Origin of the sequence: Flammeovirga sp. SJP92 (assembly GCF_001583495.1) — a bacterium.
Taxonomy (GTDB): Bacteria; Bacteroidota; Bacteroidia; order Cytophagales; family Flammeovirgaceae; genus Flammeovirga.
The window spans coordinates 1-15,888 of sequence record NZ_LQAQ01000014.1; the positions used below are offsets into that span (position 1 = coordinate 1).

The 15,888-nt window shown below is 31.9% G+C and carries 17 protein-coding genes; 7 read left to right on the plus strand and 10 right to left on the minus strand.

Annotated features, from left to right (window positions below; translation table 11 throughout):
* The first annotated feature begins 342 nt into the window (after positions 1-342).
* Positions 343-621 (plus strand): hypothetical protein, encoded by a 279-nt coding sequence (locus tag AVL50_RS00890; protein ID WP_044208412.1) that lies wholly within the window; start codon positions 343-345, stop codon positions 619-621.
* A gap of 61 nt (positions 622-682) precedes the next feature.
* On the opposite strand, the gene AVL50_RS00895 is transcribed toward AVL50_RS00890, so the two are convergent.
* The 9 genes from AVL50_RS00895 to AVL50_RS00935 all read right to left on the minus strand — a co-directional run bounded on the left by AVL50_RS00895 (position 683) and on the right by AVL50_RS00935 (position 8,732).
* Positions 683-922 carry a hypothetical protein gene (locus tag AVL50_RS00895; RefSeq protein WP_062614591.1) on the minus strand — a complete coding sequence of 80 codons (240 nt, stop codon included), beginning with the start codon at positions 920-922 and terminating at the stop codon, positions 683-685.
* Between the two features lie 433 nt (positions 923-1,355).
* Positions 1,356-2,339 (minus strand): HNH endonuclease, encoded by a 984-nt coding sequence (locus AVL50_RS00900; RefSeq protein WP_062614592.1) that lies wholly within the window; start codon positions 2,337-2,339, stop codon positions 1,356-1,358.
* On the minus strand, positions 2,317-4,035 hold the full coding sequence (locus AVL50_RS00905; protein ID WP_062614593.1) for an AAA family ATPase: 1,719 nt from the start codon (positions 4,033-4,035) through the stop codon (positions 2,317-2,319). Before AVL50_RS00905 ends, AVL50_RS00900 begins: the two co-directional genes overlap by 23 nt.
* A gap of 281 nt (positions 4,036-4,316) precedes the next feature.
* On the minus strand, positions 4,317-5,615 hold the full coding sequence (locus AVL50_RS00910) for a toprim domain-containing protein (RefSeq protein ID WP_062614594.1): 1,299 nt from the start codon (positions 5,613-5,615) through the stop codon (positions 4,317-4,319).
* Between the two features lie 296 nt (positions 5,616-5,911).
* A complete protein-coding gene (locus tag AVL50_RS00915; protein ID WP_062614595.1) occupies positions 5,912-6,418 on the minus strand; it encodes a hypothetical protein in 507 nt (168 codons plus the stop codon).
* 60 nt (positions 6,419-6,478) lie between these two features.
* Complete coding sequence (locus AVL50_RS00920) at positions 6,479-6,727, minus strand: hypothetical protein (RefSeq protein ID WP_157491083.1); 249 nt, start codon at positions 6,725-6,727, stop codon at positions 6,479-6,481.
* Between the two features lie 119 nt (positions 6,728-6,846).
* Positions 6,847-8,016 carry a hypothetical protein gene (locus tag AVL50_RS00925; RefSeq protein WP_062614597.1) on the minus strand — a complete coding sequence of 390 codons (1,170 nt, stop codon included), beginning with the start codon at positions 8,014-8,016 and terminating at the stop codon, positions 6,847-6,849.
* 18 nt (positions 8,017-8,034) lie between these two features.
* The gene (locus AVL50_RS00930) at positions 8,035-8,376 is read right to left on the minus strand and encodes a hypothetical protein (protein ID WP_062614598.1); all 342 of its coding nucleotides are present in this window, start codon (positions 8,374-8,376) and stop codon (positions 8,035-8,037) included.
* Positions 8,373-8,732: a hypothetical protein gene (locus tag AVL50_RS00935; RefSeq protein WP_062614599.1), complete on the minus strand. Its 360-nt coding sequence runs from the start codon at positions 8,730-8,732 to the stop codon at positions 8,373-8,375. Before AVL50_RS00935 ends, AVL50_RS00930 begins: the two co-directional genes overlap by 4 nt.
* A gap of 190 nt (positions 8,733-8,922) precedes the next feature.
* Between AVL50_RS00935 and AVL50_RS00940 the strand changes: the two genes are divergently transcribed.
* The 5 genes from AVL50_RS00940 to secG all read left to right on the plus strand — a co-directional run bounded on the left by AVL50_RS00940 (position 8,923) and on the right by secG (position 13,215).
* Positions 8,923-9,420, plus strand: coding sequence for a hypothetical protein (locus tag AVL50_RS00940; RefSeq protein WP_062614600.1), 498 nt, complete (start codon positions 8,923-8,925; stop codon positions 9,418-9,420).
* Between the two features lie 129 nt (positions 9,421-9,549).
* The gene (locus AVL50_RS00945) at positions 9,550-10,884 is read left to right on the plus strand and encodes a sigma-54-dependent Fis family transcriptional regulator (protein ID WP_062614601.1); all 1,335 of its coding nucleotides are present in this window, start codon (positions 9,550-9,552) and stop codon (positions 10,882-10,884) included.
* Entirely contained in the window at positions 10,877-11,407 is a 531-nt protein-coding gene (lptE, locus tag AVL50_RS00950) for an LPS assembly lipoprotein LptE (RefSeq protein WP_062614602.1), read from the plus strand. Before AVL50_RS00945 ends, lptE begins: the two co-directional genes overlap by 8 nt.
* Positions 11,408-11,492: 85 nt before the next feature.
* Positions 11,493-12,824 (plus strand): hypothetical protein, encoded by a 1,332-nt coding sequence (locus AVL50_RS00955; protein WP_062614603.1) that lies wholly within the window; start codon positions 11,493-11,495, stop codon positions 12,822-12,824.
* Between the two features lie 31 nt (positions 12,825-12,855).
* Positions 12,856-13,215 carry a preprotein translocase subunit SecG gene (gene secG / locus AVL50_RS00960; RefSeq protein WP_082795605.1) on the plus strand — a complete coding sequence of 120 codons (360 nt, stop codon included), beginning with the start codon at positions 12,856-12,858 and terminating at the stop codon, positions 13,213-13,215.
* 69 nt (positions 13,216-13,284) lie between these two features.
* Here the strand turns inward: secG and AVL50_RS00965 are convergent, their stop codons facing one another.
* Positions 13,285-13,701: a DUF1761 domain-containing protein gene (locus AVL50_RS00965; protein ID WP_062614605.1), complete on the minus strand. Its 417-nt coding sequence runs from the start codon at positions 13,699-13,701 to the stop codon at positions 13,285-13,287.
* Between the two features lie 210 nt (positions 13,702-13,911).
* On the opposite strand from AVL50_RS00965, the gene AVL50_RS00970 reads away from it, so the two are divergent.
* Positions 13,912-15,768, plus strand: coding sequence for an amidohydrolase (locus AVL50_RS00970; RefSeq protein ID WP_062614606.1), 1,857 nt, complete (start codon positions 13,912-13,914; stop codon positions 15,766-15,768).
* The last annotated feature ends 120 nt before the right edge of the window (positions 15,769-15,888 follow it).

Here is a 15,888-nt window from a genome sequence, read left to right on the forward strand (position 1 = left end):
GGATGGGAACAAGTGGTCATACTCATTTCCTGACTGAATTCTTCGCTTTTTATCTACTGTAACACCCAAACCGCCATTCAAGTATCTTACTTGATGTTGGCTCATAATTTCGTTGTCTCTATCTTAATTCTTAGGCAAGAACGCACCATTTTTTTGTTTGATAAAGAGGTGCTTCTCTAGGTAAACTAATTTGATGAAATAAAATTAGGAGCTTAGGTTTATGAAATTTTGATCTAATTCAACGTATTTAATCTAGTTTGATGTTTTTACTTTTTTTCTAATGTTTTACTAGAATAGAAATGATTAACTTTAATACTTCAGATAACTTAATTCCAACTAAATATGATTCCTGGTAGAGATAAAATATCCAATAGTGACTTTATTAAAATGCTCAATCAAAATATCCATTTTGATATTAAAAACAAGTTTATTGAAGAATTCAAAAAGGGAACTGTTGTATTTCAAAAAAAGCAAATTGCTGCAATGCTAAATATCAATGAAGGCTCATTTAACTATCAAGTAAGACAACTGGGCTACGATAGCCGTAAAATAATCAAACGTAAGGACGTCATCGATATCCTCAATGAATTGTTTCAAATTGATTTACTTGAAGAGGATTAAAAAAAGCCATCACATTGTGACGGCTTTTAATAGCTATTTTTCTGATACTAAATTACTATGTTTATCTCGATTCTTCCTGATTTAGCCCCATACCTTCCCCTTCATATCCTCCATCATCTGAATCCAGGTGATTAAGTTCCATAAGATCCGCCAACCTTTTCAGCTGAATACCCTGAAGCATTGAAGCTATAACACCAGGATGCTGTGCATGTTTTTCTCCCAAAGTACCTTTTACTGCTTCTTGAACCTCAGTGATTGCCTCTTTATAGTCTTCAACAATTTCTTCATTAATGTTTTCCATCTTAGTGTTTCTAATTTGTGTTCTAATTCTTTAAGAACTCTAAGATAGAAGACAGTAAATCCGTTCTAAAGAGATGCTAATCTGTGTTAGCCAATTTGACCTGATTACTTGTTTTTATTTTGAATATACACCTCAGTGTTCATGCAAGATTGTATAATATTAAAAATGAACGTTGGAATAGCGTAAATACAGTGTAAAATGTACGTAGTAACGGTATTTTGACTTGTATTTAAAGTATAGTTTGAACGTAAAATAAAGTTAGAATTGAAGGTCTTTGTTAGATAAAAATTTTATAATTTCAATTTGTGTATAAAAAATATTCTTATACTTTGAAAAGTATAAGAATATATAAACCTAGCTTAACACATTATTTGGAATAACTTACGTTCAAACACCATAATTATGTAACTATCATATATGCCCAAATAACTTTTCATATTAGTTTTTTACACCATGTGCCCTCATATATATCCCTTTTTAACTTTCCAAGTTTATACAAATGCACTTGTTCTTTACATTTTGGAATCTCTGCCACTTCCAATAGGTCTTCATCAACTTTCTCATTAAAAATAGCTTCAATTTCATTCTTTTTACTTGGGGTCATCTTTGCAATTAAATTAAACTTCTCTAATAATTGAGCTTTTGCTGTATTGTAACGTTCAATCAGACATAAATCTCTAATTGACTTATCAGAAAAGCCATTTATACTTTCAAAAGTTATTTGAAATTTATTCAAATCCATACCATAAATAAACGGATTTTCTAATTGAAATTGGAAATAATTTTCAAAGGATTTATCGAATGGATTAATATGTGTATTTATTAAAAATAATATTTCACCTTTAAATCTTGAATTACAATTGTGACATGAAGGAACCAAATTATACATAGATAATGCTAAAAAAGGGTACTTACTCTGAGGAACAAAATGATCTAGATCTAACAAAGCTAATTTGCTTTTTTTTACATCTCGAGTCACTATACTTAATTCATCAAAATTACAATAAGGACATGGTATTCTTTGTTCGAAACCTAATTCTTTTAAATAATCAATACAGAATTTAGACTGTCGAAATGTATCATAATTAAAGATTCTTTTTAGATTATTTCCTATTGTAGAATCTACAATTTTACCTTTAGAGTTAGTTGTATAAAAGATATCAGTAGAATATTTATCATTAAACAAAGTAATGATTTCGTTTAATAAAAAGGGACTACCAATTAGTATATTTTTTAACCTTATCAATAAAAAGCGATAGACTTCTTTATCAATTTTTGTAGTGGCTTTATGATATTCATTCTTTAGCTTATAATGAGTTGAACGTTTCATAAATGTGCCATCTTTTTTTTTGGGATTAAGGTTTTTGTAAAATAACTCCTCTTGTTTTACTCTATTATTGATTTCTATTTTTAGCATTTTCCAACATTTTTTCTAATTTAAATCTAATCACATCATCACCTAAAATAGAAACTATGTGTTTAACTTCTTCTAGTTTGTATTCATCAAGTTCTGAAGATTTTAGCATAGTTACAGCATTTTTAATTTTTGTGTAAGCAAATTTACTTATCGTTCCTCCATTGAGGAAAAATGAATTAGTATATAAATCAAGGAGATTTGTTCCAAAGGTTTCTTTTGGAGACTTATTATATGGAATTACCTCACACATAAACTCATCATTTTTATCCAAATATATAAGATTACACCTAGGCAAATCAGAAACTAAAAATGGAGAATGAGAAGTAAGTATTATCTGAATTTCAACATCATATATTAGATCAAAATATTGAAGTATTCGGCTAAGGAATTCTTGTTGCCAAACAGGATGCATATACAAATCACCTTCATCAATGCAAATTAATAAATGTTTCCTATTATTTACTTTTTTTATTACGGAATGAAACTGTGAAAAAACATTCAAAAAGGCTTTATGACCAGAACTTATGCCTCCCCATGACAATTCTAGAATACGTTTATGATTAAAAATCGATAAATTATCTTTTAAGATTTTTTTATTTTCATGGTTGAAATCAATAAAATAAAAGGCTTTCGACTGATTATACTTTCCTTCTTTGACTAATCTAGGATTTAAATCTTTAATGGCTTTAATAAAATGTAATAATGAAAATGCATCATTTTTAGTTAAACCATTTATTTCAGTAAATTCAAAAAATATTAATTGAATAAATTTATCAATAGCCTCAACAAGATCTTTGATATTTAAATTATTGTAATTTTCAAATACGCTAGTAAATATATCCTTTAAAGATGTAAACCCTGTATTTATCTCAAATAATTCATTACTTATATTTCTTATTTCAATTACCGCTTCAGATAATATATATGAAAATAAGGAGTATGTATATGAATAAGTAAAATGATTAATTGGATTACTTGTTTTTAAAGCATTCTTAAACTTTTTATTAATAACATCTAGAATTTCAGAATCAATGTAATTTATTTCGGCTTTATTTTTTTTTACATAAGATGGTTTTATGGTAGTCGATATAATTATACTTCTTGGAATTTCTAAATCTAGATTATGATAATTTTCTGATAATAAGAATTTAAATTGATTTAGGATATCACTTTTTCTCTTAGTAACAGATTTACTAGGTGTTAAGTTAATTACAGAACTTGGTATATTTAATTCTCTATCATCTTGTATATTTGAAAAATATGCAACATTTAAATTGGATAAATCTTCAGAGTCATTAATTAAATTGAATGGGGTCTCAGAAATAATACTTGAATTAAAATTTGAATAAACATAAATCCGGCTGGCGGACCTTAAATTTGAATCAACTCGTAATTGAATATCTGGTGTGTTATTTGATCTAAAAACAGCCACAAAATTAAAATAAAATGTACTTTTCTTGCTTTTAATAATGTTAGCAATAAGTTCAAGTAAATTACTTTTCCCTGTTGAATTCTTACCAATAACACCTGTAACATTTAATATCTTTTCCCCAAAAATATTATGTTTTTTTTCTATTTCATCTAGTTTAAGATGTTTACTATTCCTTTGATATTCTATCTCGTAACTATCTGACAGGTTAAAACCAATATTTTTAAAATTACGAAATCCATCAACCCAAATATATAAAAGTTCCATTTGTACGTTAGTTAATTATCTGATTACTCAATAGATAAGATTATATGTAAACATATTCATGAATGATGTATATTGTAGCTAAACTTCAATTATTGAAAACTTCATACAACTGATATTTAATGATTTACCATTACCAACCTAAGAATTTACTTAGTCAACAAAGATGAAAACTTTGTACACCATATTCACTTTTTAATATATCTTTTTTGTAATGTTATATTAGTTACTACAAATAAACGTGTTTTACTTAACAAAACATGCATGTATTTATCAATACATAATCACAAAATCGTATTATCCACGCCCTTCACTGCCTGGTTATAATAAAAAGTAACTGATTGCACTACCCCCTCAGCTTTTTGTTTCATTACCCTATCATACATTATTTTAAAACCTGAAAAATTAGAAATCAACTCATCAATAGTTTCATTGAATTTCAATTTCTTTTGATGCTTTTCTCTTTCCTCTTTTGTATCTAAAGAATACCAATATTTTGAAGCTAAATCATCTGTCATATGCACAGAAGTTGACTTCTTATATAGTACTAAAGCCTTAAAAATTGACTCCTTGAAACTTGCATTATATCTCAATGATGTTTGATCTATGACACCTCGTTCTGCTTGATGCCTTACAACCTTATCATTGATGTCTTTAAAACCATCAAAGAATGGTCGACAATCGTTTACCAAAATTCTTTTGCTTTCTATTTTAGATTGTAAAGATTGTATGATTTGTGTTCCGGCTTCGTCATTATCAGTATAGCAATGGAACGTATGGTAATGATTTGTCAACCTTTCAAAGTACTGTTGAAATACAGCAGTTGTATTGAGGATTATGATATCCGTATTAAAAATTAAATCTGCTCTATTTGTATAGTTTAAAATGGAAAGAAAATCAATCATACTTTCAAATATTGTCACTTCTTTCACTGTTGTATCAAACCTTTTACATCTTATATAAGTTAGATCTTTTTTACCAATAGAGGATTTAAATCTTTTATCGGTAGACATTGAGGTCAACTCCCAACCGTCTGACATATTTTTCCATCCAATTGCAAAAAATGGCTTCCCATCTTTTCTTAAATTTCCGTTTGATTTATAGAGAACCACAGACATATGATTTGCTGCATCATTAGGATTAACACCCCTACTTTTTAAGTATTTTATTGCCATACTATTTTTCAAAATATCTTTATGGCTTATGTATTCATTTTGTGAAGTCTGGAAAACTTCTCCTTCATTGATTGTTTTTGCTTGTACATCATGAAAAGTTTCTGTCATTTTAGAATGATCTGCAACTGGTGTTTCATTATACAAAATTCGATAGGCTTCTTTATCTGATACATTTTTCATTTGTACCACTAGATCTGCAATATGACCTCCTACCCCAGTTGAGTGATCAAACCATACATCTTTTTGTATATCAACTTTAAAACTTGGATTTGAATCACTTCCAGTAATTGGAGAACTATACCAAAACTCCTTACCTCCTTTTCTTATTTTCTTGGGTATATGGTTCTGCTTGAATAAATATTCTGCAATTGTTGGTAACTGCGTTGATAACTTTTTTTCTTTTTTCATATTTGAAATCTTTATTTAGTATGTACTTAGAATGAAAAACTTAGAATTAAGAGACTTAGAATGAATACTTAGAATTATAAGTTTTAACAGTCTTTACCCATTATGACTATTAATGAGTCTGTATTTTGAGACGAATACATTAAAGTTTAGGGTGTAGGATATCAGGCCACTTTTTGAGTGGCTTTTCTTTTTTCAAGTTTTTGAGTGTCCCTCAGCTGATCAATACTGAAAGGAATACGTCTATTCAATACTCAAAAAACAATTATATTTCTTTAAGGTGTCTAACTCTTAGAGTGTTACAATGAAAGGATAGAATGCAATAGGAAGATGGCCCAAAAGTTTTTCTCATTTTTAGAAATAACAATTACTCCAGCTTCTTCTAACCGGTTATAATGCCTTTGTAAACGTTCGTAATCTGCTTTTGTGTAATTACCACGTGTCTTGATTTCTTTTGTGCTAATTGACTTACACATCGCCATTGGTGGTAAATCTAATTGTACATATTTCTTACCTTCAATAATTTTTGATTTGCCTTTTACTTTTTGATCATTTGCAAACCTATATCCTAAATATGCTGTAAAGATCTTATCTGCACGCATAAAGTGGGTATCTTTTACAGATTGCTTTTTGGGTGCATCCCCCCTATTGTCATTATACACTTCTACTTGTATGTTATATTTTATAAGGTGATCTCTTAGATTATTGGCTGTCTCGATAAAAATGTCTTTACGTTCCTTTCGAATTCTTTCAGGTGCTGTACGTACTTCTTTGTTATCGGTTGTAACCGTAACTGTATTATTCATTTTATTATTGCTATATGTGTGACTGTGTATTAACTGTGTAATTGTGTATCGACTGTGTGTTTACCAATCAAAAGACATAAACTGCATTAAATTCTGTTTGTCCAATCCATTAAGAAATTCCAAAGGATTTTTAGAATTCACAAATGTTCTATAGAGATGCTGTCCGCATTCACCAAAACATTTATTAAAGTGATATTCTTTTTCTGTTGGTGAACTGCATTTCATTCTACTTTCGAAATCTCTCACATTACCAATGAACATACTAATTGTGATATAAGTCTGACGCTCATTTATTATAGAATTACTCATTATGATTAAATTTTAAACACAAACTTTCTACTGTGTTTTACACTCTACACAGACAAACATATTGTGTAGGTCTGTGTAAGAGTGTGTAAACAACATAAAAGTGAACCGCTAAGCTATACCTAACTAATTTTGCTATTACTGAAATCTAATTCTGATTGTCCTGGGTTGGTGTAATGAGGGCGATGTTCATTATTGTATTTATCCTTACAATTTCCATCACCTTTATTACAACAAAACTTCTGAGAAGGGTGCTTTGCCTTAAAACTTCTTCCACAAGTGAGGCAAACTTTCTGGTTCTTATCAGGTAGGGGAGCAGAAAAACCTATTCTACTTTCTTCTTTCTTTTCTTCAACTTTTGGAGGTCCAAACGCACTAATAGAATAGGCTCCTTGTTGTGGAACATGAAAGTTACTTGCATTACTCATTTGTTGATTCTTATGAGCTAGTTGATAACTAATTTTGCCAGCTATTTTTTCCGCAAACTTTGATTCAACTGAATAACAATAAAACAACGATAACCATAATGTTACTTCAAATAAAATGGAAAGACTCATCGCAATGGATTCCCAAAATTGAAAGTTCTCTGAATTATCTGATAATGCTTCCTGCTCCAATTGCGATAAATCATTTAATTTGCTTACCCTTTCCTTTTCCAAAACTGCTTTTCTATCTTCTACATTAGTAAGTTTTTTTCTCACAGCTAGATTAGAAACATTTATCTTCCCTTTGTAGCTAACGGAATTAATATATTCTTTTGTTTCTTGATTTATCTTCAAAATTGCATTTTCGAAATCATCATTCACCTTTTTTCTTTCCTCCTCATAATTCACTTTTATAGAGTTGGATTGATCCGCGAGATATTCACCCCATTTCGCTCCTCCAAGAGTGGAAGTAAAAGCAGATACTAAACCAAGTAAAACAATAAAAAAGATAAGGGATGAGGAATACTTTTTAGTATTGTAGTGTTTGGCTAATAATCTTTCTAAGCTAAATCGTTTTGAAAGCTCTATCAATCCGAGTAAAAGAATACTGGCCACTAACAGTACAATTACGAAACCTTTATTGTTATGAAGATCAATAATAAAGGAAATTGGTAAAAAAGCAGCTAATAAAAAGCTAATAATTTGAGCTATAAAACTCACTCCTTTAATAAAAAGAGGAGGGGTACTTTTTTCTTCTTTAGAATACTTATTATGTATTCTCAAAGCTTCATTAAGTTGACCTTGTTGTTTAAGCCAATTGGCTTCATGATCTTTTTGATTTTGAATTTGATCAAACACATCTTTCATAGTTATTGTATTTAGGTTTTAATCCTCCACAATTATTTTCCAGCCCTCTTTTTCATAGTAAGTAATTAAAGCCCAAGTTCTAATAACAATATCTTTTACTGATTTATGATACCCATTAATACCTGATTTACTACCACGAAGAAGAAAAATGTAACCACCTGAATCAAAGGTTAAATCGAAAATACCTTTATTAGATATTACTTTGATTTTTCTATAATCAATAGTATCAAGGTCAAAATTTGGCAATAGAACTACTTCCTCATATGAAGAAGACAAAGAATTAACTTTAACTATTCCATTTTTTTCGATCTTATTTAATTCAAGGTTTTCTAAAGAGCAATTATAGCTTGTTCTGTTCATTTGTAGTTTGTTGGTAAAAGTATTATCTGACCAGCTTTTAAGTCATTTGCGTTTGCCACATCATTTAGTAAAAGTAACAAACAAAAGTTTACTTCATGAGTTTCTGCAACTCTCCACCACGACCATATATCGTTGGGATTATAATCAGGAATTACAAACTCCTTTATTTCATTACACCGTTTCAATCGATGTACCTCCGCAATCATTTCAAAAGTAAATTTACAGATTGAGAAAGTGCTTAATACAGCGTTTCCAGCCTTATCATTATTTTTGATAGGCGTTATTTCTACAAAACTTGATAATACTACTGTTAATAATATCATAAGAATTGCATTTGAAACTTTAAAATGTTTCATTTGTTGTACATTTTTATTTAAATGATAAAAGGTCACGAGGGTTGCAGCCCGTTATGTGGCCTTTTTTATTATTAAAGATTTTTTTTAACTTTGTATAAGTAAATCTTTAACTCAAAGATATAAGGTTAAATTTAATAATTCAAACTTTGATTTAATATTTTTATAATGTTTAATTTAAATTATAACAATTATGAGTGAAATCTCAGAAAGAATTATACAGCTGTATGATTTGGATACTTGGGGAAAATCAAAGGAACTTGCTGATAGAATGGGAGTTAGTAAAATCACAGTCAATAATTACAAGAACTGTGAAACTCCTCCACAAAAATTAATTCAGCAAATAACAAAAGACTTTGATGGTAAAGAAGGGCGACCTTTAATAAATTGGAATTGGCTTTTTTCTGGTGTTGAACCTATGTTCAAAGAAGTTTCTGAAACTCCTTTGGAACCTAAACCAGAAAAAAGAGAAGATAAATTAGATAAAATACTTTCTAAAGTAGATCTTATGGAAGATTACATAAAAAGACTAGAAAGTAAGTTTAAAGAATCTGAGATGAGAAACCGTCTTATGATGGATGGTTTAGGCTTTCGGCTCACTAACTTAGAAGGTGGAGATTTAAACGTGGGAAAGCAAAATGATGGTTCATTAGGAGTTACTATTGCTAAGGTTTACAAGCCTGTTGCATAACTCCGGTCAATCAACCAAAGATACTAATATTTTAGTATCGCGGTCGTGAATCATCAACATAAATGATTGATTATCAAAGACCTTGTCTGAATGTAATATTTTCATGACAAATAGTCATATCAAAATTCTATGGAGAACAGAGAATTATTATCTATAAAACAAAGATTCGGAATTATTGGCAACGCCAGTAGTCTGAACCATGCTATACAAGTAGCGGCACAAGTCGCTTCAACAGACTTAACTGTAATGATTACGGGAGAAAGTGGATCTGGTAAAGAGTCCTTCTCTAAAATAATTCATCAGTTAAGTGCTCGAAAACACGGAAAGTTTATTGCCATAAACTGTGGAGCGATACCAGAAGGCACCATCGACTCAGAACTTTTCGGTCACGAAAAAGGATCATTTACAGGAGCTAATGAATCTAGAAAAGGATACTTTGAAGTAACTGATGGAGGCACAATTTTTCTGGATGAAATTGGTGAAATGCCTGTGGAAACGCAAGCAAGGTTACTTAGGGTACTGGAAAACAAAGAATTTATCCGCGTAGGTTCTTCTAAGGTTCTAAAAACGGATGTACGAGTTGTAGCCGCTACAAACGTAAACCTTTTGAAGAATGTACAAAAAGGTAAATTCCGTGAAGATCTTTATTACCGTTTGAATACTGTGCCGATTGCCGTCCCTCCATTAAGAGAAAGAGGCAATGATATTGAATTATTATTCAGAAAGTTTGCCACAGATTTTGCAGAGCAATACCACGTACAACCTCTTTCACTTACGCCTGAAGCAAAGAGAATTTTGTTAAGCTTTTCCTTCCCTGGTAACATCCGTCAACTGAAAAACTTAGCAGAGCAAATGTCAGCTTTAGAATTGGAACGCGTTGTTTCTGGAGAAACAATGCAACGCTATCTTCCCAATGCCAATAATCAATTGAGGGTACTGGACAATGAAGATCAATCTTTAAATGAGAGAGACCTATTATATAAGGTGTTGTTTGACATGAGGCAGGACATGAACGATTTGAAAAAAATTGTGATTCAATTGGCTCAAGGTAAAACCAATGCAAGTACTGTTTTGGCGGAAAATCCGAAACTTTTCAGTAATGTAATGGACGAAGGAAGCACCAGTACTCCTGCACCAAGCAGAGAAACTGGACTTACGGTGAGACCTAACACAACGCCATCTACTTTTAATTACAATACACCTCCTCCCCCAGCACCTGAAAATAATGATCCTTTAATTATCACTTCGGATGACGACAACTACGACAACAATACCTATGATTTAGATAAAGTTGTAGAAGTGAAAGCTGAAGAGGAATCTCTTTCTATAGAAAAGAAAGAAAAAGAATTGATTATTAAAGCATTACAAAAAAACAATAACAAAAGAAAGTACGCCGCACAAGACTTAGGTATTTCAGAGCGTACCTTGTATAGAAAGATAAAACAATACGAATTAGATGAATAAACTATTCAAATTCTCAAGGGTACTTATCCTTTTACCTCTATTCGCATTATCAGCTTGTACTGGAGTGCGGTTTACTTTTTCAGGGGTAAATATTGACCCTGCCATTAAGACTTTTTCGGTGGAGCAATATACCAATGAAGCTTCAGACGGACCTCCAACAATGGCTTTTACATTTACGGATGAACTAACACAATATATTCTTCGTAATACAAGTTTGACGATGGCACCTCAAGGCCTTAAAGGCGATCTTGAATTTGGTGGGGCCATTACGGGATATAGAGTGACACCTGTATCTCCAGGTGGTGGAGAACAACAACAAACGGAGCAACAACGTCTTACAATTACTGTTAAAACGAACTTTATCAATAATTTTGACGACGAAAAAAGTTTTGAACAAGGGTTCTCATTTTTCTTTGATTTCCCTGGTACTCAAAATGTACAAGATGTTGAAAGTGAAGCTGTAGACATCATTTTTGAACAAATTGTTTATGATACCTTCCAAAAAGCACTAGCAGATTGGTAAAAAAGTGTATATTTGGATATAAAGCAATATTTTGTTTTATATCCAAATATATTTTTATCCCCCACTTCGAGCTTACTCTTAAAACGTGAATCATATATTAATAAAAAATTGGTTACAAAATCCTTCGACAATAACCAACGATGATGCGGAGGAAATCAAGAAAGCAATTGATGCCTACCCCTATTTTGCAGCTTTGAGAGTTTTATTAGCTAAAGCTGAAAAAGGTAATGATGAGGTGGTTAAAAGTGCGGCTGCATATGTATCCCACAGACCATCATTACAAGCCTTTTTAGACACTGATTTTGACAATAACATCAATTTACCTAGCACTAGTGGTATTGAGATTGAAAGAGATGAAGCAGAACTACTAGAAACGTTATCATCTGAACAGGAAATCAGTGAGTTGCAAGAAGAAGCAACAGAAGAGGCTCCTACTACTTATAATACCACTGAAGAAACAACTACAATTGAAGAGGAAGAAGTTGAAAATGAACTAACTCTGACTCCAATTGAAAGAGAAATTGAATCACTTAACACTTCACATGAAGAAGATTTAGAAGAAAAAATCTTAAGTGATTTAGCCGCAAACGACGAGATCAACACCACTCCAGAACCTTCTGAAACAACCACTTCAACATCTATTGCTGATGAAGTGCTGGCAGAACTTTCAAGAATGTCAAGCCAAATTCATGATGATGATGAAAATGTTGAGGTAGAAACATCCAACATCACTGAAGAAAAGGTTGAAGAAGAAGAAACTATTGAAGTAGAAAATAATACAATTGAAGGGGAGACAATTGAAGAAATTGATGATGACACCTCTTTAGGCATTACTTCTGATGAAATGATGGACCGCTTCCAAGGCTTCTTGGATACAAAGAAGAAAAAGGAATCTGAAATCATCAATGAATTATCTCAAGAAGATGAAGTGGATGCCGATCTTTTAGATTTTAGTAAAAATGCTTCAAAGTACGCTGTAGAAGATGTCAATCAAGAATTAACTTTCAATGGCAATTCTATTCCTTTATATGACATAAATCTTCCTGATGATGTAACGGAAGAAAACAGTTACGAGGAAAGTATAAAAGAAATGGATGATTCGAATATCATTGACTTCAATCAATTCAACCCGGAGTCAACGATGTCATCTCAACAGAAAATCATTAATCATTTCATCAATGAGCATCCTGTAATTCCTCCAGTAGCACAAAATGAGGAAGGTTCGGAAGACAGTATAGATCTCTCTGAGGTGAACCAAAACAGTGAATTCACACCTAAAACGGAGAGTTTCGCAAAAATGTTGGAGAAACAAGGAAAAAAAGAGGAAGCAATATCAATTTATCAACATCTTATCTTGAAAAATCCAAATAAAGCTACTTTATTTGCAGAACGAATTGAATTCTTACAAAAGAATTAGAGTTATATAAAGTTATAAACATTATAATACAATGATGTACTTTTTCATAATCTTGATCTTAGTAATTGCTGTACTTCTTGTATTAGTAGTTTTAGCTCAGGATTCTAAAGGTGGAGGACTTACTGGTGACATGGGCGCTGCAAGTAGCTCTATGATGGGTGCAAGAAGAGCTTCTTCTTGGATTGAAAACGCAACTTGGATTTTAGCTGTATCTTTGTTTGTATTATCTATTGGCGTGAACATCTTCATTCCTAAAGATAACACAGCAAATACACCGACTTCATCAAGTATCGAAAACGCAGAAGAGGTATTGCCACCAACGCCTACTACTCTTCCAGCTGAAGAAGGTACTCCTGCTGAAGCTCCTAGTGAAGCAGCTCCTGCTGAGTAACACACATAATCAATATAGATTAATAAAAAAACCACTTGATTCAACGAGTGGTTTTTTTATTGCCTAATTTTAGAAAGGCCAGCCTCCTATTATGGCTCCTTGCACGGTTAAAAATGTGATTTGATAACCACAATCAATCAACCATAATTTAATAGACCTTCTTTGATACAGATAATTAATCCCCATGGAACAGCCCACAAACATTATTCCTATAATAAAACCATGCATTGCTCCATTATGAAGTCCAAAATCCTGATTACCGTGAGCCATTAACATTGCTTGTCCAAATGACATCACTAACATTAAAATAAAACTTGTCCCAAAAATCTTTGGCATACTCCCTTCTTGTAAGTATTCATCTGTAAATCCTAATTCTTTTTGCCAAGTCTTCCCAAAAACAGAGGGATTATACCATATTGCTCCAAAAACAAACGAGACCAATGCAGCAACTAATACTGCTAAAAAATTAATTGAAGAAAAATCCATAGTAAAAGTTTAATAAACAGTGAGTAGTTATTCTAAGTACAAATTCAAAATTAAATTATCAATTCAATAGAACAATAAATTATCACTTACCTTATTAAATATCAACGAATTACTAAATAAACTTTCAAGAGAATAAAATTATTTTTCAAATACAATAGGGTTTTCTCTCCTACTTTCCCCTTCCATAAGTAGATAATAAACTCTAGAAAAATGAAAAAATTAATACAATTCTCCGCAATTATCGGACTTCTTACATTCGCTTTATTCACTTCATGTGAAAACATAGAAAAGGCAGACAAAGTATTTCTTCATGGTAAAATTTACACCGTTAATGAGCAACAGAAATGGGCTGAAGCTGTTGCGATTAAAGACAATAAAATTGTTTTTGTTGGTAATGATAATGAAATAGAAAAATATATTAATTCGAATACTGAGGTCGTAGATCTTGATGGGAAAATGATGCTTCCAGGCTTTGTAAGTGGTCATGATCATCTTATTTCTTCCAATTGGATGAAAGCAGGAGTAGAACTTTTTGACGCAAAATCAAAGGAGGACTACCTTAGAATGATCAAAGAATATGCAGATAGTCATCCGGAAGAGCCAATTGTTTTTGGTTATGGATGGAATAAAGATACTTATGGTGGATGGCCAACAGCAAAGGAACTAGATAAAGCTGTCCCAGATCGTCCTGCAATGATATTTGACTTTACTATTCATGATATGTGGTTCAATACAAAAGGATTGGAAGCAGGTGGTGTCACTAAGGACTCTCCTGATACCGTTCCGGGGATGTCGTATTGGAGAAGAAATCCTGATGGTTCTCCTCAAGGTGTGGGTGTTGAAATCATCTGGCTGGAGGCTTATATCAAAGCTGGTGCTTGGAACCCTGCCAAAATGATGGAGGAAAGTCAAGAAGTACTTTATAACAAATCAGCTTCAACTGGTATGACTACTGTAATTAATCAAGGCCTAATCACTCCTAACTTGATGAACTTTGAGCGTTACAAAAAGGATATGGTTTATTCTTTTGAGATGTTGGATTCATTGGATAAAATCGGTGAGTTAAAAATCAGAACTTTCCAGAATTATGTCTATAAAAATTCTGATTTCGATGTAGACGAGTTCGTTGCTGATGCTCTTAAATTAAAAGGGAAATATAATTCAGACCGCCTTAGACTACATGGTATTAAAATTCACCCTGAAGGAAACTGGAATAGCAACACTTCATTGATGCTTGAAAATTTCAGCAATATTGATTCTAAGGGAGTATCAGGTGTTGGTCAAGATAAGCTGATGGAAATTCACTTAAAATCCAACAGAAATGGATTGGATGTGCATACTCACGTAGACGGAACAGCAACAACAAGATATACTATTGATGCTATTGAAGCTTCAATAAAAGAAGGAAATACTGCTGCTAGAAATGTATTGCAACATTATTTCTGGACACACCCTGACGATCATCAAAGAGTTTTGGACATGAAGATTCCAGTGAATACTACTCCATTATTTGGTTCTGACTGGCAGGGTCAAGCAAAAGATGCTTATAAATTTATGGGCAAGTACAGAACAGACAATTACTATATGCGATACACAGAGTTGCCTGTTCATGAAGGACACAATTTAAGTATCAGTGCTGATGTTCCTAGTTCACCTGTAAACCTTGTAGATCCACTGTTCAGTGTTGAAGGAGCTGTAACGTTACAAGATCCGCAAAATGAGAACTCAATACCTTTCCCTACTACAAAAACGCCAATGCAAGTAGAACAGGCAATCAAAGCGGTAACCATCTACCCTGCATGGCAAGCGAGAATGGAGGATAAAATCGGTTCAGTTGAAGTAGGAAAATATGCTGATTTTGTGATTCTAGAAGAAAATGTTTTTGAAGCTGGCTTAAGAGACATTGCGGACATTAAAGTATATGCCACAATTATGGATGGTAAGTATACTTATCAAAAAGAAAATGATGGCAACCTAACAAATACAGGTTCAAAGCATAAAGTATTCTTACCAAAAGAATTAGGATGTTGTGAGCATGGTCATCCAGAACATCTTCATAATCACTAAAATTCTGTCAAAGACAAGAAGCTATTTCACGTGTTGTGAAATAGCTTCTCTTTATTTAAGTACCAGGACAAATGATATTTTTTTTATCCTAATACTTATGTAGCCCCTGTACACTGTCCA